16 protein-coding genes and 1 pseudogene are annotated in these 15,953 nt (G+C 67.5%); 9 read left to right on the top strand and 8 right to left on the bottom strand.

The annotated features are described in order from the left end of the window. Positions 1–51: 51 nt before the first annotated feature. The 6 genes and pseudogenes from ABZX92_RS11705 to ABZX92_RS11680 all read left to right on the top strand — a co-directional run. Positions 52–315 (top strand): annotated as a pseudogene (locus ABZX92_RS11705) (SAM-dependent methyltransferase); the annotation flags it as partial. Next, positions 312–737 carry a D-aminoacyl-tRNA deacylase gene (dtd, locus tag ABZX92_RS11700; protein ID WP_355556881.1) on the top strand — a complete coding sequence of 142 codons (426 nt, stop codon included), beginning with the start codon at positions 312–314 and terminating at the stop codon, positions 735–737. The pseudogene ABZX92_RS11705 and the gene dtd, both read left to right, overlap by 4 nt. Positions 738–1,016: 279 nt before the next feature. Then, positions 1,017–2,006, top strand: coding sequence for a sigma-70 family RNA polymerase sigma factor (locus ABZX92_RS11695; RefSeq protein WP_266042085.1), 990 nt, complete (start codon positions 1,017–1,019; stop codon positions 2,004–2,006). 269 nt (positions 2,007–2,275) lie between these two features. Continuing rightward, positions 2,276–3,934, top strand: coding sequence for a fumarate hydratase (locus tag ABZX92_RS11690; RefSeq protein WP_355556884.1), 1,659 nt, complete (start codon positions 2,276–2,278; stop codon positions 3,932–3,934). A 38-nt stretch (positions 3,935–3,972) separates the two neighbouring features. Continuing rightward, positions 3,973–4,422, top strand: a complete 450-nt coding sequence (locus ABZX92_RS11685) for a hypothetical protein (protein ID WP_355556878.1) — start codon at positions 3,973–3,975, stop codon at positions 4,420–4,422. Between the two features lie 38 nt (positions 4,423–4,460). After that, on the top strand, positions 4,461–4,814 hold the full coding sequence (locus ABZX92_RS11680) for a glyoxalase (RefSeq protein ID WP_355556877.1): 354 nt from the start codon (positions 4,461–4,463) through the stop codon (positions 4,812–4,814). Between the two features lie 166 nt (positions 4,815–4,980). On the opposite strand, the gene ABZX92_RS11675 is transcribed toward ABZX92_RS11680, so the two are convergent. The 8 genes from ABZX92_RS11675 to ABZX92_RS11640 form a co-directional block, all read right to left on the bottom strand. After that, positions 4,981–5,517, bottom strand: coding sequence for a hypothetical protein (locus tag ABZX92_RS11675; protein WP_355556874.1), 537 nt, complete (start codon positions 5,515–5,517; stop codon positions 4,981–4,983). A 109-nt stretch (positions 5,518–5,626) separates the two neighbouring features. Then, positions 5,627–5,965 (bottom strand): hypothetical protein, encoded by a 339-nt coding sequence (locus tag ABZX92_RS11670; protein WP_355556871.1) that lies wholly within the window; start codon positions 5,963–5,965, stop codon positions 5,627–5,629. A 185-nt stretch (positions 5,966–6,150) separates the two neighbouring features. Further along, positions 6,151–7,278, bottom strand: a complete 1,128-nt coding sequence (locus ABZX92_RS11665; RefSeq protein WP_355556869.1) for a hypothetical protein — start codon at positions 7,276–7,278, stop codon at positions 6,151–6,153. Further along, positions 7,275–8,534: a glucarate dehydratase family protein gene (locus ABZX92_RS11660; protein ID WP_355556867.1), complete on the bottom strand. Its 1,260-nt coding sequence runs from the start codon at positions 8,532–8,534 to the stop codon at positions 7,275–7,277. The genes ABZX92_RS11665 and ABZX92_RS11660 overlap by 4 nt, the downstream gene beginning before the upstream one ends. Before the next feature lie 13 nt (positions 8,535–8,547). Beyond that, positions 8,548–9,450: a 5-dehydro-4-deoxyglucarate dehydratase gene (locus ABZX92_RS11655; protein WP_355556864.1), complete on the bottom strand. Its 903-nt coding sequence runs from the start codon at positions 9,448–9,450 to the stop codon at positions 8,548–8,550. A 9-nt stretch (positions 9,451–9,459) separates the two neighbouring features. Then, on the bottom strand, positions 9,460–10,341 hold the full coding sequence (locus tag ABZX92_RS11650) for a carbohydrate ABC transporter permease (RefSeq protein ID WP_355556861.1): 882 nt from the start codon (positions 10,339–10,341) through the stop codon (positions 9,460–9,462). Further along, positions 10,338–11,126 (bottom strand): sugar ABC transporter permease, encoded by a 789-nt coding sequence (locus ABZX92_RS11645; RefSeq protein ID WP_355556858.1) that lies wholly within the window; start codon positions 11,124–11,126, stop codon positions 10,338–10,340. The genes ABZX92_RS11650 and ABZX92_RS11645 overlap by 4 nt, the downstream gene beginning before the upstream one ends. 175 nt (positions 11,127–11,301) lie before the next feature. Further along, a complete protein-coding gene (locus ABZX92_RS11640; protein ID WP_355556855.1) occupies positions 11,302–12,579 on the bottom strand; it encodes a sugar ABC transporter substrate-binding protein in 1,278 nt (425 codons plus the stop codon). A gap of 163 nt (positions 12,580–12,742) precedes the next feature. Between ABZX92_RS11640 and ABZX92_RS11635 the strand changes: the two genes are divergently transcribed. Genes ABZX92_RS11635 through ABZX92_RS11625 form a run of 3 tightly spaced genes read left to right on the top strand, consistent with a single transcriptional unit; the run spans position 12,743 to position 15,902 of the window. Continuing rightward, entirely contained in the window at positions 12,743–13,531 is a 789-nt protein-coding gene (locus tag ABZX92_RS11635; protein ID WP_355556852.1) for an IclR family transcriptional regulator, read from the top strand. A 44-nt stretch (positions 13,532–13,575) separates the two neighbouring features. Further along, positions 13,576–14,403, top strand: coding sequence for an NAD(P)-dependent oxidoreductase (locus ABZX92_RS11630; protein ID WP_355556849.1), 828 nt, complete (start codon positions 13,576–13,578; stop codon positions 14,401–14,403). Further along, positions 14,400–15,902 carry an aldehyde dehydrogenase (NADP(+)) gene (locus tag ABZX92_RS11625; protein ID WP_355556847.1) on the top strand — a complete coding sequence of 501 codons (1,503 nt, stop codon included), beginning with the start codon at positions 14,400–14,402 and terminating at the stop codon, positions 15,900–15,902. Before ABZX92_RS11630 ends, ABZX92_RS11625 begins: the two co-directional genes overlap by 4 nt. Positions 15,903–15,953: the final 51 nt, after the last annotated feature.

Raw genomic sequence — 15,953 nt, 5'->3', positions numbered from 1 at the left:
AGCGCATGAGCCACACCGCGATCGGCAGGTTCATCGAGCAGTACAGCAGCGGACACCGTGCTGCTCGAAGAGGTGTCGGAGCCGGGCGACGAGGGCTGGCGCAAGGTCGTCGCCCGGCTGCACCGCACCGACGGGCCGGGCTGGCAGCACGAGGTCGACGAGGCGACCGCGAAGCTCGTCGCCGGTTGCAACGGCTCGCTTCCGCTCGAGGACCTGCTCGCACTCCTGGAGTTCGCTTACGGAGAAATCGATGCAGAAGCCGCGTTGCCGATCGTTCGCGATCTCATCCGGCACGGAATGTTGATTCCCGCGTGAAAGCAGTTGTGGCGCGCGTCACAGAAGCGAGCGTGGAAGTCGCCGGTGAGATCGTCGGTGCGATCAACGAGCCCGGATTGCTGGTGCTGCTCGGCGTCCACCACGACGACGGGGCCGGGCACGCCCGCAAAATGGCGCAGAAGCTGCACGGTCTGCGCATCCTCGACGACGAGCGGTCGTGCGAGTCGACAGGTGCTCCGCTGCTGGTCGTCAGCCAGTTCACGCTCTACGGGGACACGCGCAAGGGCCGCCGCCCGTCCTGGACGGCGGCCGCGCGGCCCGAGCACGCGGAACCCTTGGTGAACGCCGTCGTGCAGGAACTCCGCCAAATGGGCGCGCGGGTCGAAACGGGACGATTCAGAGCCGAGATGAAGGTACGGAGCGTGAACGACGGCCCGTTCACCGTGCTCATCGAGGTGTAGTCGGCCTCTTGGCTAAACGGTTCTCAGCCAATCCTCAGATTACTCGCGCAACGCGTGTGACAGCGGCGACGTCTTCAAGTCAGGAAGTCGGGAACGAATTCGGAATCGGGTTCGTTACCCAGGTATCAGCCAGCTAGCGATGGGATCCCGAGCGGGCCCGCCGCAACCGGCAACCAGGGCGCAGCGCCGCGCCGCCTTGACCGCCACGCGCGACTGTTCGATCAGGAGATACAGGCCTGACCGGCAGAAGCGTCGCCCGCAGCAGGGGGAGGGAGATCCATGACCGTCACGAGGATCTCCGACCGTGAAGTCGGAGAGAACACGCCCGCCGTCGTCGAGCACGAACTCGACGCCCAAGGTCCAGCAGCCGACCTGGTTCGAGTCTACCTGAACGGAATCGGCAAGACCGCGCTGCTCACCGCCGAGGAGGAGGTGGAGCTCGCGAAGCGCATCGAGGCCGGTGTGTTCGCGCAGCACGTCCTCGAGACGGCCAAGCGCCTCACCCCGACCCGTCGCGACGAGATGGGGGAACTCGTCCGCGACGGCCGCCGCGCCAAGGACCACCTGCTCAAGGCCAACCTGCGCCTCGTCGTCTCGCTGGCCAAGCGCTACACCGGCCGCGGCATGCCGCTGCTCGACCTGATCCAGGAAGGCAACCTGGGTCTCATCCGCGCGGTCGAGAAGTTCGACTACACCAAGGGCTTCAAGTTCTCGACCTACGCGACGTGGTGGATCCGCCAGGCCATCACCCGCGGCATGGCCGACCAGGGCCGCACCATCCGCCTCCCCGTCCACCTCGTCGAGCAGGTGAACAAGCTGGCGCGGATCAAGCGCGACCTGCACCAGACGCTCGGCCGCGAGGCGACGAACGAGGAGCTCGCGAAGGAAGCGGGCCTCAACGTCGACAAGGTCGCCGACCTGCTCGACCACGCTCGTGACCCGGTATCGCTGGACATGCCGGTCGGCACGGAGGAGGACGCTCCCCTCGGTGACTTCATCGAGGACTCGGACGCGACCGACGCCGAGAGCGCCGTCATCTCCGGCCTGCTGCAGGACGACCTGCGCCGCGTGCTGGCGACCCTCGAGCCGCGAGAGCAGGCCGTGATCCGGCTGCGCTACGGCCTGGAGGACGGTCAGCCCCGCACGCTGGACCAGATCGGCAAGCGGTTCGGCCTGTCGCGCGAGCGGGTGCGCCAGATCGAGCGCGAGGTCATGTCGAAGCTGCGCCAGGGCGAACGCGCCGCGAAGCTGCGCGCCTACGCCTCGTAGTCACGGTTCGGACGTCACTCGTCCGGCAGTATTGACTTGTGACTCAACTCACGGCACGGTCGGGCGTTACCAAGCTTCGCGACGCCCTTCACCTCATGTCGTGACAGGGACAGTCGCCATCGAAGGAAGGTCGGGACGGCCGGGGGCCGCCCCGGCCTTCCGTATTTGTGGGGTACGGAACAGCGCGGCGGGCGGGGATCACATCAAGGCGTCCCTTTGATGGCGGTACGGTTTTCTGATCCGAACTGCACACCGTTGGAGTTGTGTACATCGTGCCCACCACTTTCGAGTACACGGACGTCCTGCCGCTCGCGAAGGACACCGAGACCGAGTACCGCCTCGTCACCTCCGACGGGGTGAAGCTGATCGAGGCCGGTGACCGCAAGTTCCTGGAGATCGCCCCCGAGACGCTGACGCTGCTCGCGAAGGAAGCCATCCGCGACATCCAGCACCTGCTGCGTCCGTCGCACCTCGCCCAGCTGCGCAAGATCATCGACGACCCCGAGGCGTCCGGCAACGACCGCTTCGTCGCGATGGACCTGCTGCGCAACGCGGCCATCTCGTCCGGCGGCGTGCTGCCGATGTGCCAGGACACCGGCACGGCGATCATCATGGGCAAGCGCTCCGAGACCGTCCTGACCGGCGGTGACGACGAGAAGGCCCTCGCCCGCGGCGTCTTCGAGGCCTACCAGGAGCTCAACCTGCGCTACTCGCAGATGGCTCCCGTGACGTTCTGGGACGAGAAGAACACCGGCACGAACCTGCCCGCGCAGATCGAGGTCTTCCACAAGCCAGGCCAGGAGCCCGTCTACGAGTTCCTGTTCATGGCCAAGGGCGGCGGCAGCGCGAACAAGACGTTCCTCTACCAGGAGACGAAGGCGGTGCTGAACCCGAAGCGGCTCGCCTCGTTCCTGGACGAGAAGCTCCGCTCGCTCGGCACGGCCGCCTGCCCGCCGTACCACCTGGCGGTCGTCGTCGGCGGCCTGTCCGCCGAGCAGAACCTCAAGGTCGCGAAGCTCGCCTCGGCGCGTTACCTCGACAACCTGCCTGCCGAGGGCTCGGCGGCCGGCCACGCGTTCCGCGACAAGGACCTGGAGCAGCAGGTCCTGGAGCTGACCCGCAACTTCGGCATCGGCGCCCAGTTCGGCGGCAAGTACTTCTGCCACGACGTGCGCGTCATCCGCCTGCCCCGGCACGGCGCCTCGCTCCCGGTCGGCGTCGCGGTCTCATGTTCGGCCGACCGCCAGGCCAAGGCCCGCATCACGCCCGAGGGCGTGTTCCTGGAGCAGCTGGAGCGCGACCCGGCCCAGTTCCTGCCCGAGATCGAGGGTGAGGACCTGTCCGACGAGGTCGTCCGCATCGACCTCACGCGCCCGATGGCGGAGATCCGCGAGGTCCTCACCAAGCTCCCGGTGAAGACCCGCGTCTCGCTGACCGGCCCGCTGGTCGTGGCCCGCGACATCGCGCACGCCAAGATCAAGGAACGCCTCGACGCCGGCGAGGAGATGCCGCAGTACCTCAAGGACCACCCGGTCTACTACGCCGGTCCGGCCAAGACGCCCGAGGGCTACGCCTCCGGTTCGTTCGGACCGACCACCGCGGGCCGCATGGACTCCTACGTCGAGCAGTTCCAGGCGGCTGGTGGCTCACTGGTGATGCTCGCCAAGGGCAACCGCTCCAAGCAGGTCACCTCCGCGTGCAACACCCACGGTGGCTTCTACCTGGGTTCCATCGGCGGCCCTGCGGCTCGCCTGGCCCAGGACTGCATCCGCAAGGTCGAGGTGCTGGAGTACCCGGAGCTCGGCATGGAAGCGGTGTGGAAGATCGAGGTCGAGGACTTCCCCGCCTTCGTCGTCGTCGACGACAAGGGCAACGACTTCTTCGCCGAGACGTCCGCCCCGACCCTCCAGATCAGCTTCCGGCGTTAGATTCCCCGACAAAGCCGCCCTGGGTATCACCTGAGTCAGTGGGTGGTGCCCAGGGCAACGCCGCGATGGCCGCCGGAGCGCTGGTGCTGTCGTTCACCCAAGCCGGGCAGGCCGGGGCGAGCGCGTGGCCCAACGACATCTGGGATGTCAGCAGTGTCGGCTACGAGGCACACAGCGTCGGGGCGGTGGTCTGGGCGAACCGGACCGCCACGCTCCAGGGCCACATTCAGGATGACGGCGGAATCGTGTCCTCGACGGTCTTCTTCACCGCCTACGCCGGCGATACGAAGGTCGACAGCGACACGCGGACCGCGCACCCTGGCCAGGACAGGTCGTTCAGCGACGTCACCCTCGGGGATCCCGATCTGATCGGCGGGTTCGACCGCCTCAAGATCCAGGTGTGCGAGACCGACCACCCGGACACGTGCAGCGGCCCTGTCAACCTGAACCGGAACGGCGTGGCCGAGAGCAAGTACTGGCCGAATTAGCAGTACGCTTGTCCTTTTTTGGACGGGCGGAGGTCGCGGTGATTCATCACGTGCAGGTGGCGTGTCCGGCGGGCTCGGAGGACGAGCAGCGGGCGTTCTACGGCGGGGTGCTCGGGTGGGTCGAACTGCCCAAGCCGCCGCTGCTCGCGGCTCGGGGCGGGTGCTGGTTCGAGGTGCCCGGCGGTGGCGAGGTGCACGTGGGTGTCGAGCAGGACTTCCGGCCCGCGCGGAAGGCGCACCCGGCGTTCGTCGTCGATGTCGACGAGGTCGCCGAGGCTGTTGGAGCTGCCGGTCATCCGGTGGTCTGGGCGGACGCGGCGGAGATTCCGGGGCGGCGCCGGTTCCACACGTTCGACGGGGTCGGCAACCGCGTGGAGTTCCTGGCGGGCTAGTGGCCAGCGGGACCGTCTGCGCGGAAGGGCGCGAGGGGCGCCGGCGACGCAGGCGCCCCTCGCGGTCCGGCAACGAGGCGGCGCACGCGAGGGCATGTGGTGCGCCGCCTGAACGGCCGAAGACCGCGAACGCGAGAGGTCTGGAGCGTCGGCGATATGCGATATATCAGCCGGTCTCTTCGCGGGACTCCAGGACGAGGCGGCGGTTGCCGAGCGGGGCGGCCAGGCGGACGGTCAGCGGCACCTGGCGGATCTCCTGGGTGCACACCATGCCCGGAGGCTGCTTGGTGATCGTGACCAGCGTGATCTGGACGAGGTCGGCGGACTGGCCGGACACCTCGGCCCGAGCCTCCTTGCAGCCACCACCGACGCCGAAGACCTCGATGTCGGCGCCGTCGCCGAAGACGTAGACCTCGTCGCGATAGGTGTCTGACAACGATGTCGTGTCGACCTTCTCCTTGGCCACCGGCGTCACGTTGGGCGGCACGACCGGCTTCTCCTCCGAGATCGAGACCGGAGGCTGCACCGGCGGGGTGGCCGGGTTCGAGCCGGAGGATCCAGGCGCGGACGTGCCCGTCGTGGGCGCACCGCTGGACGAGCCGGACGAGGATCCGGGCGCGCTCGACTGCGTGCCGGATGAGCAGCCCGCCAGCGCTCCCGACACAGCAGCGGCGAGAGCAACGGCAGCGACGACGTTTCTCATGCGCACCATCCTTGCAAACCGGGCCAAGGGGCCAGGTGAAGAAGGAGATGCCCGGCCGACGGGGCAGAGGCCGACCGGGCACCGTGGGGGGAGGGTCTACTTCTGTGCCCTACTTCTGGTCCTGCCGCGACGTCAGCACGACCGTGCGCTCACCAAGGGGCTCGGACAGCTGCACCGTCAGCGGAGGGAAGCGGATGTCCATGGTGCACATCTGCTTGGTCAGCGGTGTCGTCTCGACGAGCTCGATCTTCACCGCGGAAGCGGTTTGCTCCAGCACGGACGCGCTCGCCTTGCCGCACCCGCCCTCCTGGGCGATGACGCCGACGGTCCGGCCGTCACCCTGTGTCCACACCGTGTGCGGATAGTCAGGGGACAAAGCGCTGGTGTCCAGCTTCGTCACCGGTTTGCCGTCGGGCGGTACTTCTCCGGGTGCGATGTTCGGTGGCACCTCAGAGGGTGAGGTGGCGGTCGGCAACGTTGGACCGCCACCTGCCCCAGTGCCTTCGTGTTGCGCACTGCCACAGGCCGAGATCACCAGCAGCAGGACGCCAGTGCCAACTACGGTTCCTATGTGCCTCATGTTCAGAGGACGGAACCACGAGCACTAAGGGTTGCAACGGGTTCGCTTCACAGTTACCGGCTGACGGCGGTTACAGCCTCTCGCAAAGCTTCCAGCCTCGCCGCGGACGCGAGACCCCCGTGGTAGAGGTGGAACTCCTCCACCCCGGCATCCAGATAAGCCAGCCACTCCTTCGACAGCGCGGCACCGTCAGCGGGCTTCGGCGGCAACCCGAGCACGTACGCGGCGATCCGCGTGTCCGGAGCGGCCGCGCGCAGAGCCTCGATGCCCGGCACGGCGACCTCAGGACCAGGCCAGCACATCGTCGTCAGCACGTCGATGTCCGCATCCAGACCACCGGCCACGGTCGCGAACGGCCCGGTACCCCAAGGATCGGCCGTCACGTGCATGCCGACCCGAACGGAAGGCGCGACAGCACGAATCTCGGACACCAGCCGAGACCGCAGCGACCGGACAACCCCAGTGCGCACGGCACGCACGTCATCTGCGAGCGCGCCCAACGCTTCCTCCACGCTGGACGCGCCGCGATCAACCCCGGCCCGGACCGCTTCACGCAGGGCATCCGGGTCGGCGTACAGGGCGGTGCAGGCAGTGCAGAAGCACAGCGACAACAGCTTCTGCTGCACCGGGTTCCAGTCCGTGCCGTCGGTCTTCTCGTGGTGCCCGCCGTGGAAGAACCCGAGCGGCCCCGCGGCCTCCAGGATGATCCCGTCCGGCGCACCGAGCTCCAGCACCTCGGACACCAGCACCGACGTGTACTCCACGACGTCGGGCTGCGCGGTGCACAGCGCGTACGGGTACCGATCCCCGAACGCGTTCACCACCGTCACATCCGGGTGCAGGTCACCCAGCCGCGAGTTGTGCGTCAACACCGTCCACGCGTACACGGGAAGCCCAGCCGCACGAACCAAAGCAGCCGCTTCACCGAAGGAGTTCGACGAGTCCATCCAGGACGGTTCAGCGGGCACGAGCCGGCCGAAGTTCGACGACCGCACCGGCAGGTAGAAAGCCGCGTGCCGCGCGTCGACCAGCCGGTGCGAAGGGTGCAACGGAGTTGCAGCCCGCACGGTGTGGTACGACGCGGCAAGGGCGATCGCGTCCACCCCGAGACCCTGGTACCGCGCAACGGCCTCAGGGTCCCCGATCAGGTCCCACGGATAGGCGTGGACAACTGACTTCACCACCGGGGACGCTTCCTCTCATAGCTGGGGTCGAACTTCTGCATGTAGCCCGTGTCGTCCCGCGCCGTGATGCCGCACCGGATGTAGTTCTCCGCCAGTCGCGCCAACGCGTCGCGATCCAGCGACACACCGAGGCCCGGAGTCACCGGCACCGGCACCGCACCATCCACAAAGGACAGCACACCCGGTTCCACGACCTCGTCCTGAGCGTTCCACGGGTAGTGCGTGTCACACGCGTAGTTGAGGTTCGGCGTAGCGGCGGCCAGATGTGTCATGGCAGCCAACGAGATACCCAGGTGCGAGTTCGAGTGCATCGAGAGCCCGATGCCGAACGTCTGGCAGATCATGCCCAGCTGACGCGACCGCTGCAGACCACCCCAGTAGTGGTGGTCCGACAACAGGACCTGCACCGCGTCCTGCTCCACCGACGGCTTCAGGTGCTCGAACGCGACCACGCACATGTTGGTGGCCAACGGCATCGGCGCCTTGAGAGCCACCTCGGCCATCCCGGAGATCTCCGGCGTCGGGTCCTCCAGGTACTCCAGCACGCCGTCCAGCTCGGCCGCGACCTTCAGCGACGTCGCGACCGACCACGCCGCGTTCGGGTCCAGCCGCAGCGGGTGGTCCGGGAACGCCTCGCGCAACGCCCGGATCGCCTCGATCTCCTGCTCCGACGGGAAGACACCGCCCTTGAGCTTGATCGACCCGAACCCGTACTCGGAGATCATCTTCGAGGCCTGCGCCACGATGCCGGCGGGGTCGATCGCCTCGCCCCACTCGTCCGGCTCGGCGCCGGGGTGCCCGTCCCACTTGTAGAACAGGTAAGCGGAGTAAGGCACCGACGAACGAACAGCGCCGCCCAGCAGGTCGTGCACCGGGCGCCCGAGAGCCTTGCCCTGGATGTCCAGGCACGCCACCTCGAACGGCGAGTACACCCGGTCGACGGCGCTCTCCGCGGTGATCTTCCCGGTCAGCCCGTGCTTGTCCGGCGCGGCCTTGCCACCGAGAAGAGCGGCGACCCGCGCGTGCATCTCGTTCAGGGCGAAGACGTCAAGGCCGATCAGGGAGTCCACAACGGACCGTGAGCGTTGCAGATGCCCAAGGTCGCCGTAGGTCTCCCCCAACCCCGAAATGCCTTCGTCGGTGTGCACCTCGACGATCGTGCGCAGCGCCCAAGGCTCGTGCACGCCGGCCGCGTTCAGCAGCGGCGGGTCCCGGAACGCGATCGGTGTCAGAACAATCTCGGTGATCTTCACAGCGACAGCTCCCTCAGGCCAGCAGTGCCTTGCCCGCAGCGATGATCTTGTCGAGAGCGGCCAGGTGCTCGTCCGAAGGATCGATCAACGGCGGCCGCACGCCACCGACGTCGAGACCGTTCGCGCGCACCGCGGCCTTCACCAGGGCGACGGCGTAGCCGGGAACCTTGTCGCGCAGCTCGACCAGCGGCTTGTAGAACTCGAACAGGAAGCGGTTCACCAGCTCGGTGTCGCCCGCCTGCACGGCGTTGTAGAAGCCCAGCGAGATCTCCGGCGCGAAGCAGAACACCGCCGACGAGTACAGCTCGACCCCGATCCCCCGGTACGCGAGCTGCGTCATCTCCGCGGTCGGCAGGCCGTTGAAGAACTGGAACGGCTTGTCAACGTTGGCACGCACGGACAGCACGATCCGCTGCATCTGGTCGAGGTCGCCGATGCCGTCCTTGAAGCCCACCACGTTCGGGATCTGCGCGACCTCGACGGCGGTCTCGGGCGTGAACCGCGCGTTGTTGCGCTGGTACACGATGATCGGCAGCTCGGTGACGCCCGCGACCTCCTTCACGTACCGCACGAGCCCGGCGGCCGGGTTGGTCACGAGGTACGGCGGCAGCAGCAGGATGCCCTGCGCACCAGCGCGTTCCGCCGCCTGCACGAACTGCTTGGTCGCCACGACCGAGCCGCCCGCACCGGCGAACACCGGCACCTTGCCCGCGGTCGCCTCGACCGCCACCGACACCGCGCGCTCGAACTCCTCCAGCCCCAACGCGTGGAACTCGCCGGTGCCGCACGCGGCGAACACCGCGCCCGGGCCGGCGGAGACACCGTGCTTGACGTGCTCAGCCAGCACGTCGAACGCGATGTTCCCCTCGGTGTCGAACGGGGTCACCGGAAAGAACAGCACACCATCGAGTTGCATACCAGACACTCATCCCTTGATCGCTCCGGTGGTGATCCCACGCAGGAAGGACTTCTGCAGCGACAGGTACACGACGAGACTCGGTACCAGCGCCAGCAACGCTCCGGCCAGCACGATGCCCGTCCCGACCTGATCATCGGATCTGAGCGCGAGAAGTGCGACCGTGAGCGTGTAATCGGAGGGGTCAGCGGCGACGATCAGGGGGAGCAGGTACTGCTCCCAAATCATGTTGAAGCCGAACACGGCGATGACGCCGAGCGCGGGCCTGCACAGCGGGAGGATGATCTGCGCGAACAGCCGCAGCTCCCCGGCACCGTCCACTTTGGCCGCTTCCTCCAGTTCGGCGGGGATCTCCCTCATGAACTCCGTCATGACGAAGATGGAGAAACCCCACGCCCCCAGGGGGAGGATGACGCCGAGCAGGGTGCCCTTGAGACTCACGTGCACCAGCGGTAGGTCTCCGATCACCAGCGACAGCGGGATCGCGATGACCTCCTCCGGCAACATCATCGTGGCAAGGATGACCAGCAACGCGATGGCCTGACCGCGGAACTTCTTGCGCGCCAACGCGTAGGCGGCGAACACGCTCACCGCCAGCTGCAACAGCAGAGCACCCCCGGCGATGATCAGCGAGTTCGCCAGGTAGTGCCAGATCTTGTTCTCCGCCGCCACCTGGAAGTTGATCAGCGACGGGTTGTCCGGGATGACCGAGAGCTTGGTCGGGTCCGGGTTGTGGTCGAACGCGCCGGAGAAGATGACCAGCAACGGACCGCAGAAAAGGATTACAGCGAGGGCGCTCAAAAAGACCCGGACGCCCTTGCTGAGCCACGCGTCCGATCGGGTGGACCAGCCGAGGGCGCTGTCGAAGCGGCTGGAGTTGATGCTGCTCATCGCGCCTCCTTCTTGCGGCGGTACCACTGCACGCTGACCGTCATCACCAAAGTAACGAGGAACAACACCACGGAGCCAGCCGAGGCGAGACCGGCCTCGGACTGCTCGAACGCCGTGGTGTACACGCGGGTCATCCAGACGTCGGTCGACCCGGCCGGACCACCGCCGGTCAGGACGTAGACCTCGGTGAACACCCGCAGGCCGCGAATCGCCGCCAGCGTCAGGAGAATCGTGATCACCGGACGCAGCGCCGGCAGCGTGACGTTCCAGATCCGTTGCGGCGTCGAGGCTCCGTCGATCGCGGCGGCCTCGTACTGCTGGCGGTCGATGCCGGCGAGCCCGGCGAGGATCAGCACCATGTCGTACGGCGCGTGCTTCCAGATGCCGACGAACATGACCGACACCAGCGAGGTGTCCGGGCTGCTGATGTACTCCCACGGCCCCAGACCGACCCACGAGATGAGGTCGTTCAGAAAGCCTTCCGGCGCCGGGTAGAAGAACAGGCGCCAGATCTCACCGATGACCGCCGTCGCGGCGACCACCGGCAGGAACACCGCGGACCGGACGAACCACAGCGACTTGGCGTGGCCTTCCAGCAGCAGTGCCAGGAAGAAGCCGATGAGCATCGCACCGAGCGTCTGCCCACCGGCCAGGACCAGCGTGTGCCACGACGCCGTCAGGAACTTCTCGTCCTGCAGGATCGTGGCGTAGTTCTTGAAGCCGACGAAGATGTCGCCGAGAAAGGGCCGGACCTCGAAGAGCGAGAGCCGGATCCCTTCCGCCATCGGGATGAACTTGAAGACCAGGAAGATCAGAGCGGCTGGGAGGAGAAAGAGCCACGGGACGAAGGTGGCTCCCGTGAGGCGACGCCGGCGGCGCCGCCTCTGCTGGGTTCGACGGCACCGCCGCCACTAGCCGTCGAGCCCACGTCTTGGGTGTCGCTGACGGAACGAACTGCCGTCACTGCGACGCCTTCTGGTTCTCGAGCTCCTTCTTCAGCGCCTCCGCCAGGGTCTTGAGCTCAGCCGACGAGTCGGCCGGGCACTTGGCGAAGATCGAGTTCAAGGTCTCCGAGGTCTTCTGCCGGAAGGGGGTGAAGTTCGGAACGCTGGGGAACGGCCGCGCCTCGCTCTTGTACACGCCCGCCACGGTCGCCCACCGCGGATCGTTGTACGTCGCGTTGACGTCGACGTTCTTGTTGACGGGCAGGCGGACCACCGGCTGCGGGTCGCCCTTCATGCCGGCCTGCTGCGCCTCGGGCGTGATCAGGTACTCGGCGAGCTTCTTCTGGTCGGCGGTCTTCGCGGAGCCGGCCATCAGGTAGATGTCCTCGCCCTCGCCCAGGACCGTGGCACCGGCCGGGCCGCGCGGAGACGCGATGACCTCGTACTTGTCCTTGCCGATCGACTTGTCGAAGCGGCCGATCATGTACGGGCCGGTGAGGTAGATACCGCTCTTGCCCGCCTCGAACAGCGGGTGCGCGTCGTTCGTGCTCAACGTCAGCGAGCCCGGCTGCATGACCTTGTCTTCACAGAAGAGCTTGCGCAGCCGCTCGACCGCCTTGGTCGACTCGGGCGAGTCGATGCCGACGGAGAACTTGCCGCCGCCCTCTTGTTCCAGGATGTCGCCGCCGCCCTGCCAGATGTAGCTGGACGCCCACCACGCGAGGTAGCCGCGGTCGACCGTGCCGGGGACGAGCATGCCGTAGGTGTCGTTCTGCCCGTTGCCGTCCGGGTCGTTCTTGGTGAACGCGCGGGCCAGGTCGTCGAGCTCTTCCCACGTCGTCGGGACCGGCTTGCCGAGCTTCTCGCGCCAGTCCTTGCGGATCAGCGTGACCATCGCCTGCGTGGAGTAAGGAATGCCGTAGTACTTGTCGTCCGCACCCTTGGCGTTGTTCCAGGCCCGATCGACGATGTCGCCGCCGCCCGCGATGTCCTCGCGCTTGACCTCGGTCGTCCAGCCCTGCTTGACGAAGTTGCCGAGCGAGCCGGTGTCCGTGATGACGACGTCGGGGAGGTCCTTCGACGCGGCGCGCTGCTGCACCTGCTTGTCGAAGTCGTTGAAGATCGGCTTGTAGTCGACCTTGACGCCGGTCTTGTCCGTGAACGACTTGAAGATCTTCTCGTAGACCTTCGCCGTTGCCTCCGTCGAGCGGGTCCACACCTCGAGGGGCTTGTTCGGGTCCTTGGTCGACGTGGGCGTGTTCGAACTTCCACAGCCTGCAAGCAACGCGACCACACTCAGTGTCGCGATGGTTGTGGCAGTTCTACGGCGCATCGTCGGAGCCCTTCATTTTCACGTATGTGAACCGGGGTCGTACTTGTGAACCTGGTGCAGGACTGTAAGAATCAGCACAGCAACGTGTCAAGAGTGTGTTGCGAACAGGTTTCGAGGAGGCCAGGTGGCGTCGCCGATCGACAAGGGCACTGCTCGTCCGGGTGCGGTGAAGTCCGCCGACCGCACGGTTGAGCTGCTCGAAGTGCTCTCCGCGTCGGACCGCCGGCTGACGCTCACGGAGCTCCATCGCGAGCTCAGCTACCCCAAGTCGAGCCTCTACATGCTGCTGCAGACGCTGGTCGCGCGCGGCTGGGTGGAGGTCGACTCCGACCGCGGCACGTACGGCATCGGTGTGCGCGCACTGCTCGTCGGTACGTCCTATTTGGATCACGACCCGGTGGTGCGCGCGGCGATCCGCGTGATGGAGCAGGTGCGGCAGGACATCAACGAGACGGTCCACCTTGCCCGTTTGGACGGCGCGGACGTCGTCTACCTGGCGAGCCGCGAGTCCGAGCACCACCTGCGCGTCGTCTCGCGCGTCGGCCGCCGGCTGCCCGCGCACTCGACATCACTGGGCAAGGCCGTGCTCTCGACGCGCACACCGGAGGAGGTCGACCTGCTCCTGCCCGACGTGCTGGCGCCGCTGACCCCGAACACGGTGACCGACCGGGCGGCGTTGCACGAGCAGCTCGCCGGTTTCCGGAATGTCGGTTATGCGCACGAACGCGAGGAAAACACCCCTGGACTGGGCTGTTTCGCCGTGGCGTTGCCGTACAGGAACCCCGTTCTGGACGCTATGAGTTGCTCGGTCCCACTGGGCAGACTGGACCCCGAGCACGAGCGGCAGGTCATCTCCGCTCTGCTGGACGCTGCCCGGACCATCACCGAGCTTCTCCGCCAGTTCGGTAGGTGAAAAGGTTTACTGAAACATCTGCACACGACGGAGGGGTCCATCCCGTGACCGCACGCATCCTGATCACCGGCGCCGGTGGCGGGGTGGGAACGCTCATGCGTTCTCGCCTCGCGGCGGACGGCCGTGTCCTGCGGCTGCTGGACATCGCGGAGCTTCCCGCGGCCGCTGACGGCGAGAACGTCGAAATCGTCCAGGCGTCGGTGACCGACATGGCCGCGATGGAGGCGGCGATGAAGGACGTCGACGCCGTGATCCACCTGGGCGGCCACAGCCTGGAAGAGGCGTGGGAGAAGATTCTTTCCGTCAACATCGACGGCACGCACACGCTGCTCGAAGCCGCCCGCCGCGCCGGGGTTCGCCGGGTGGTCCTGGCCAGTTCCAACCACGCGGTGGGGTATGTCGAGCGGGCCAACGGCGAGGCGGGTGACTACCTCTTCCCGCGCCCGGACACCTACTACGGTGTGTCCAAGGTGGCGCTGGAGGCGTTGGGGTCGCTCTACGCCGACCGCTACGGCATGGACGTGATCGCGGTGCGCATCGGCTCGTGCTTCGAGAAGCCGCGCGACGTGCGGATGCTGTCGACGTGGATGTCGCCGGACGACGGCGCGCGCCTGTTCGAGGCGTGTCTTTCCGTCGCGTCGCCGGGATTCCGGATCGTGTGGGGCGTTTCGAACAACAAGCGCGGCTGGTTCTCGCTGGACGAGGCCCGCGCGATCGGCTACGAGCCGCAGGACGACTCCGAGGAGTACGCGGCGGCCGTGCTGGAGCAGCACGGCGGTGAGCTCGACCCCTCGTCGTACGCGGCGAAGTACGTGGGCGGGGCCTGGTGCGGCCCCGATTTCGACACGGCAGTCAAGGAGGCAGGGCGTTGAGCCACGTCGTTCAGGGATACAACCCGCGCACCGGTGAGCCGTTCGGCGAACCGGTTGCGAAGACCCCCGACAGCGAGGTGGACCGGATCGCCTCCGCCGCGGCCACCGCGTTCTCGGCGTGGTCGGTCGTTCCGGCGGCGGATCGCGCTGTCGTGCTGGAGAAGGTCGCGGACGCGCTGGACGCCGAGTCGTCGTTGCTCGTCGAGACGGCTGACGGCGAGACGGCGCTGGGTGTGCCGCGGCTGACGACCGAGCTGAAGCGCACGACGAACCAGCTGCGGTTGTTCGCGGAGGTGTTGCGGGAGGGCAGCTACGTCGAGGCCACTTTGGACTCGGCGAACCCGGACATCATCCCGCCGCGTCCGGTGCTGCGGCGTGTTCTCCGTCCACTCGGGACGGTCGCGGTGTTCTCCGCGTCGAACTTCCCGTTCGCGTTCTCGGTGGCCGGTGGTGACACGGCTTCCGCGCTCGCGTCCGGGTGTTCCGTTGTGGTGAAAGCACATTCGGCGCACCCGTCGACGTCGCGCGAGACCGCGCGGGTCGTCGTGGACGCGTTGCGGGATGCCGGTGCGCCTGAGGGTGTGTTCGGCATCGTGTACGGCACCGAGTCCGGTGTCGCGCTGGTGAAGCACCCGGCGGTGCGCGCGGTCGGCTTCACCGGGTCGACCGGTGGCGGGCGGGCGTTGTTCGACCTGGCCCAGGGCCGGCCGGACCCGATCCCGTTCTACGGCGAGCTCGGCAGCGTCAACCCGACGGTGATCCTGCCGGGTGCGGCCACGCCGGACATCGCGGCCGGCTTCGCCCAGTCGTTGACGATGGGCGTCGGGCAGTTCTGCACGAACCCCGGCCTGGTGTTCGCGCCCGAGTCGATCGTGCCGGCGCTGGGTGAGGCCGTCGCGGCTTCTTCCGGTGGCGCGATGCTGAACGAGCGGATGTGCGACTCCTACAAGGCGGGCACGGACGCCCTCGCCGCGTCCGACCTGGCTTCCGTGGTTTCTTCCGGTGTGCGCCCTGATGAGGCGTGGGCCGTGGCGCCGTTGCTGTTCTCGACGCCGGTGAAGGTGTTCGAGGAGAACCTCGAGAAGCTGACCGAGGAGCACTTCGGCCCGGCCGCGCTGGTCGTGACGTACTCGGAGCCGTCGGAGCTGCACTCGGTGCTGGCGAAGCTGCCGGGCACGTTGACGGGCACCGTGCACGCCGCTGAGTCGGACTACGCGGAAGCCGGTGCGGTGGCGGAGATCCTGCGGCACGTCGCCGGTCGCATCATCTTCAACGCGTGGCCGACCGGGGTCGCGGTGGCGTGGGGTCAGCACCACGGCGGCCCGTGGCCGTCGACGACGAACCCGCTGCACACGTCCGTCGGTGCGACGTCGATCCGCCGGTGGATCGCGCCGGTGACGTACCAGTCGTGGCCGGACGCGTTGCTGCCGCCGGAGTTGCAGGACGCGAACCCGCTGGGCATTCCGCGCCGGGTGGACGGCGTGCTCGTGGTGGACTGATCGCGGTTTCTCGACGGGGCTGCCGACGTGATGTCGGCAGCCCCGTTTTTT

Source organism: Lentzea sp. NPDC006480 (assembly GCF_040611995.1).
In the GTDB taxonomy this organism is placed as follows: domain Bacteria; phylum Actinomycetota; class Actinomycetes; order Mycobacteriales; family Pseudonocardiaceae; genus Lentzea.
This window is presented reverse-complemented; position numbering and strand designations above follow the sequence as displayed.

Coding starts and splice junctions, on each gene's coding strand:
- ABZX92_RS11695 (WP_266042085.1), top strand. CDS start 1,017: ATGACCGTCACGAGGATCTCCGACCGTGAAGTCGGAGAGAACACGCCC.
- ABZX92_RS11675 (WP_355556874.1), bottom strand. CDS start 5,517: ATGAGAAACGTCGTCGCTGCCGTTGCTCTCGCCGCTGCTGTGTCGGGA.
- ABZX92_RS11655 (WP_355556864.1), bottom strand. CDS start 9,450: ATGCAACTCGATGGTGTGCTGTTCTTTCCGGTGACCCCGTTCGACACC.
- ABZX92_RS11650 (WP_355556861.1), bottom strand. CDS start 10,341: ATGAGCAGCATCAACTCCAGCCGCTTCGACAGCGCCCTCGGCTGGTCC.
- ABZX92_RS11645 (WP_355556858.1), bottom strand. CDS start 11,126: ATGGCGGAAGGGATCCGGCTCTCGCTCTTCGAGGTCCGGCCCTTTCTC.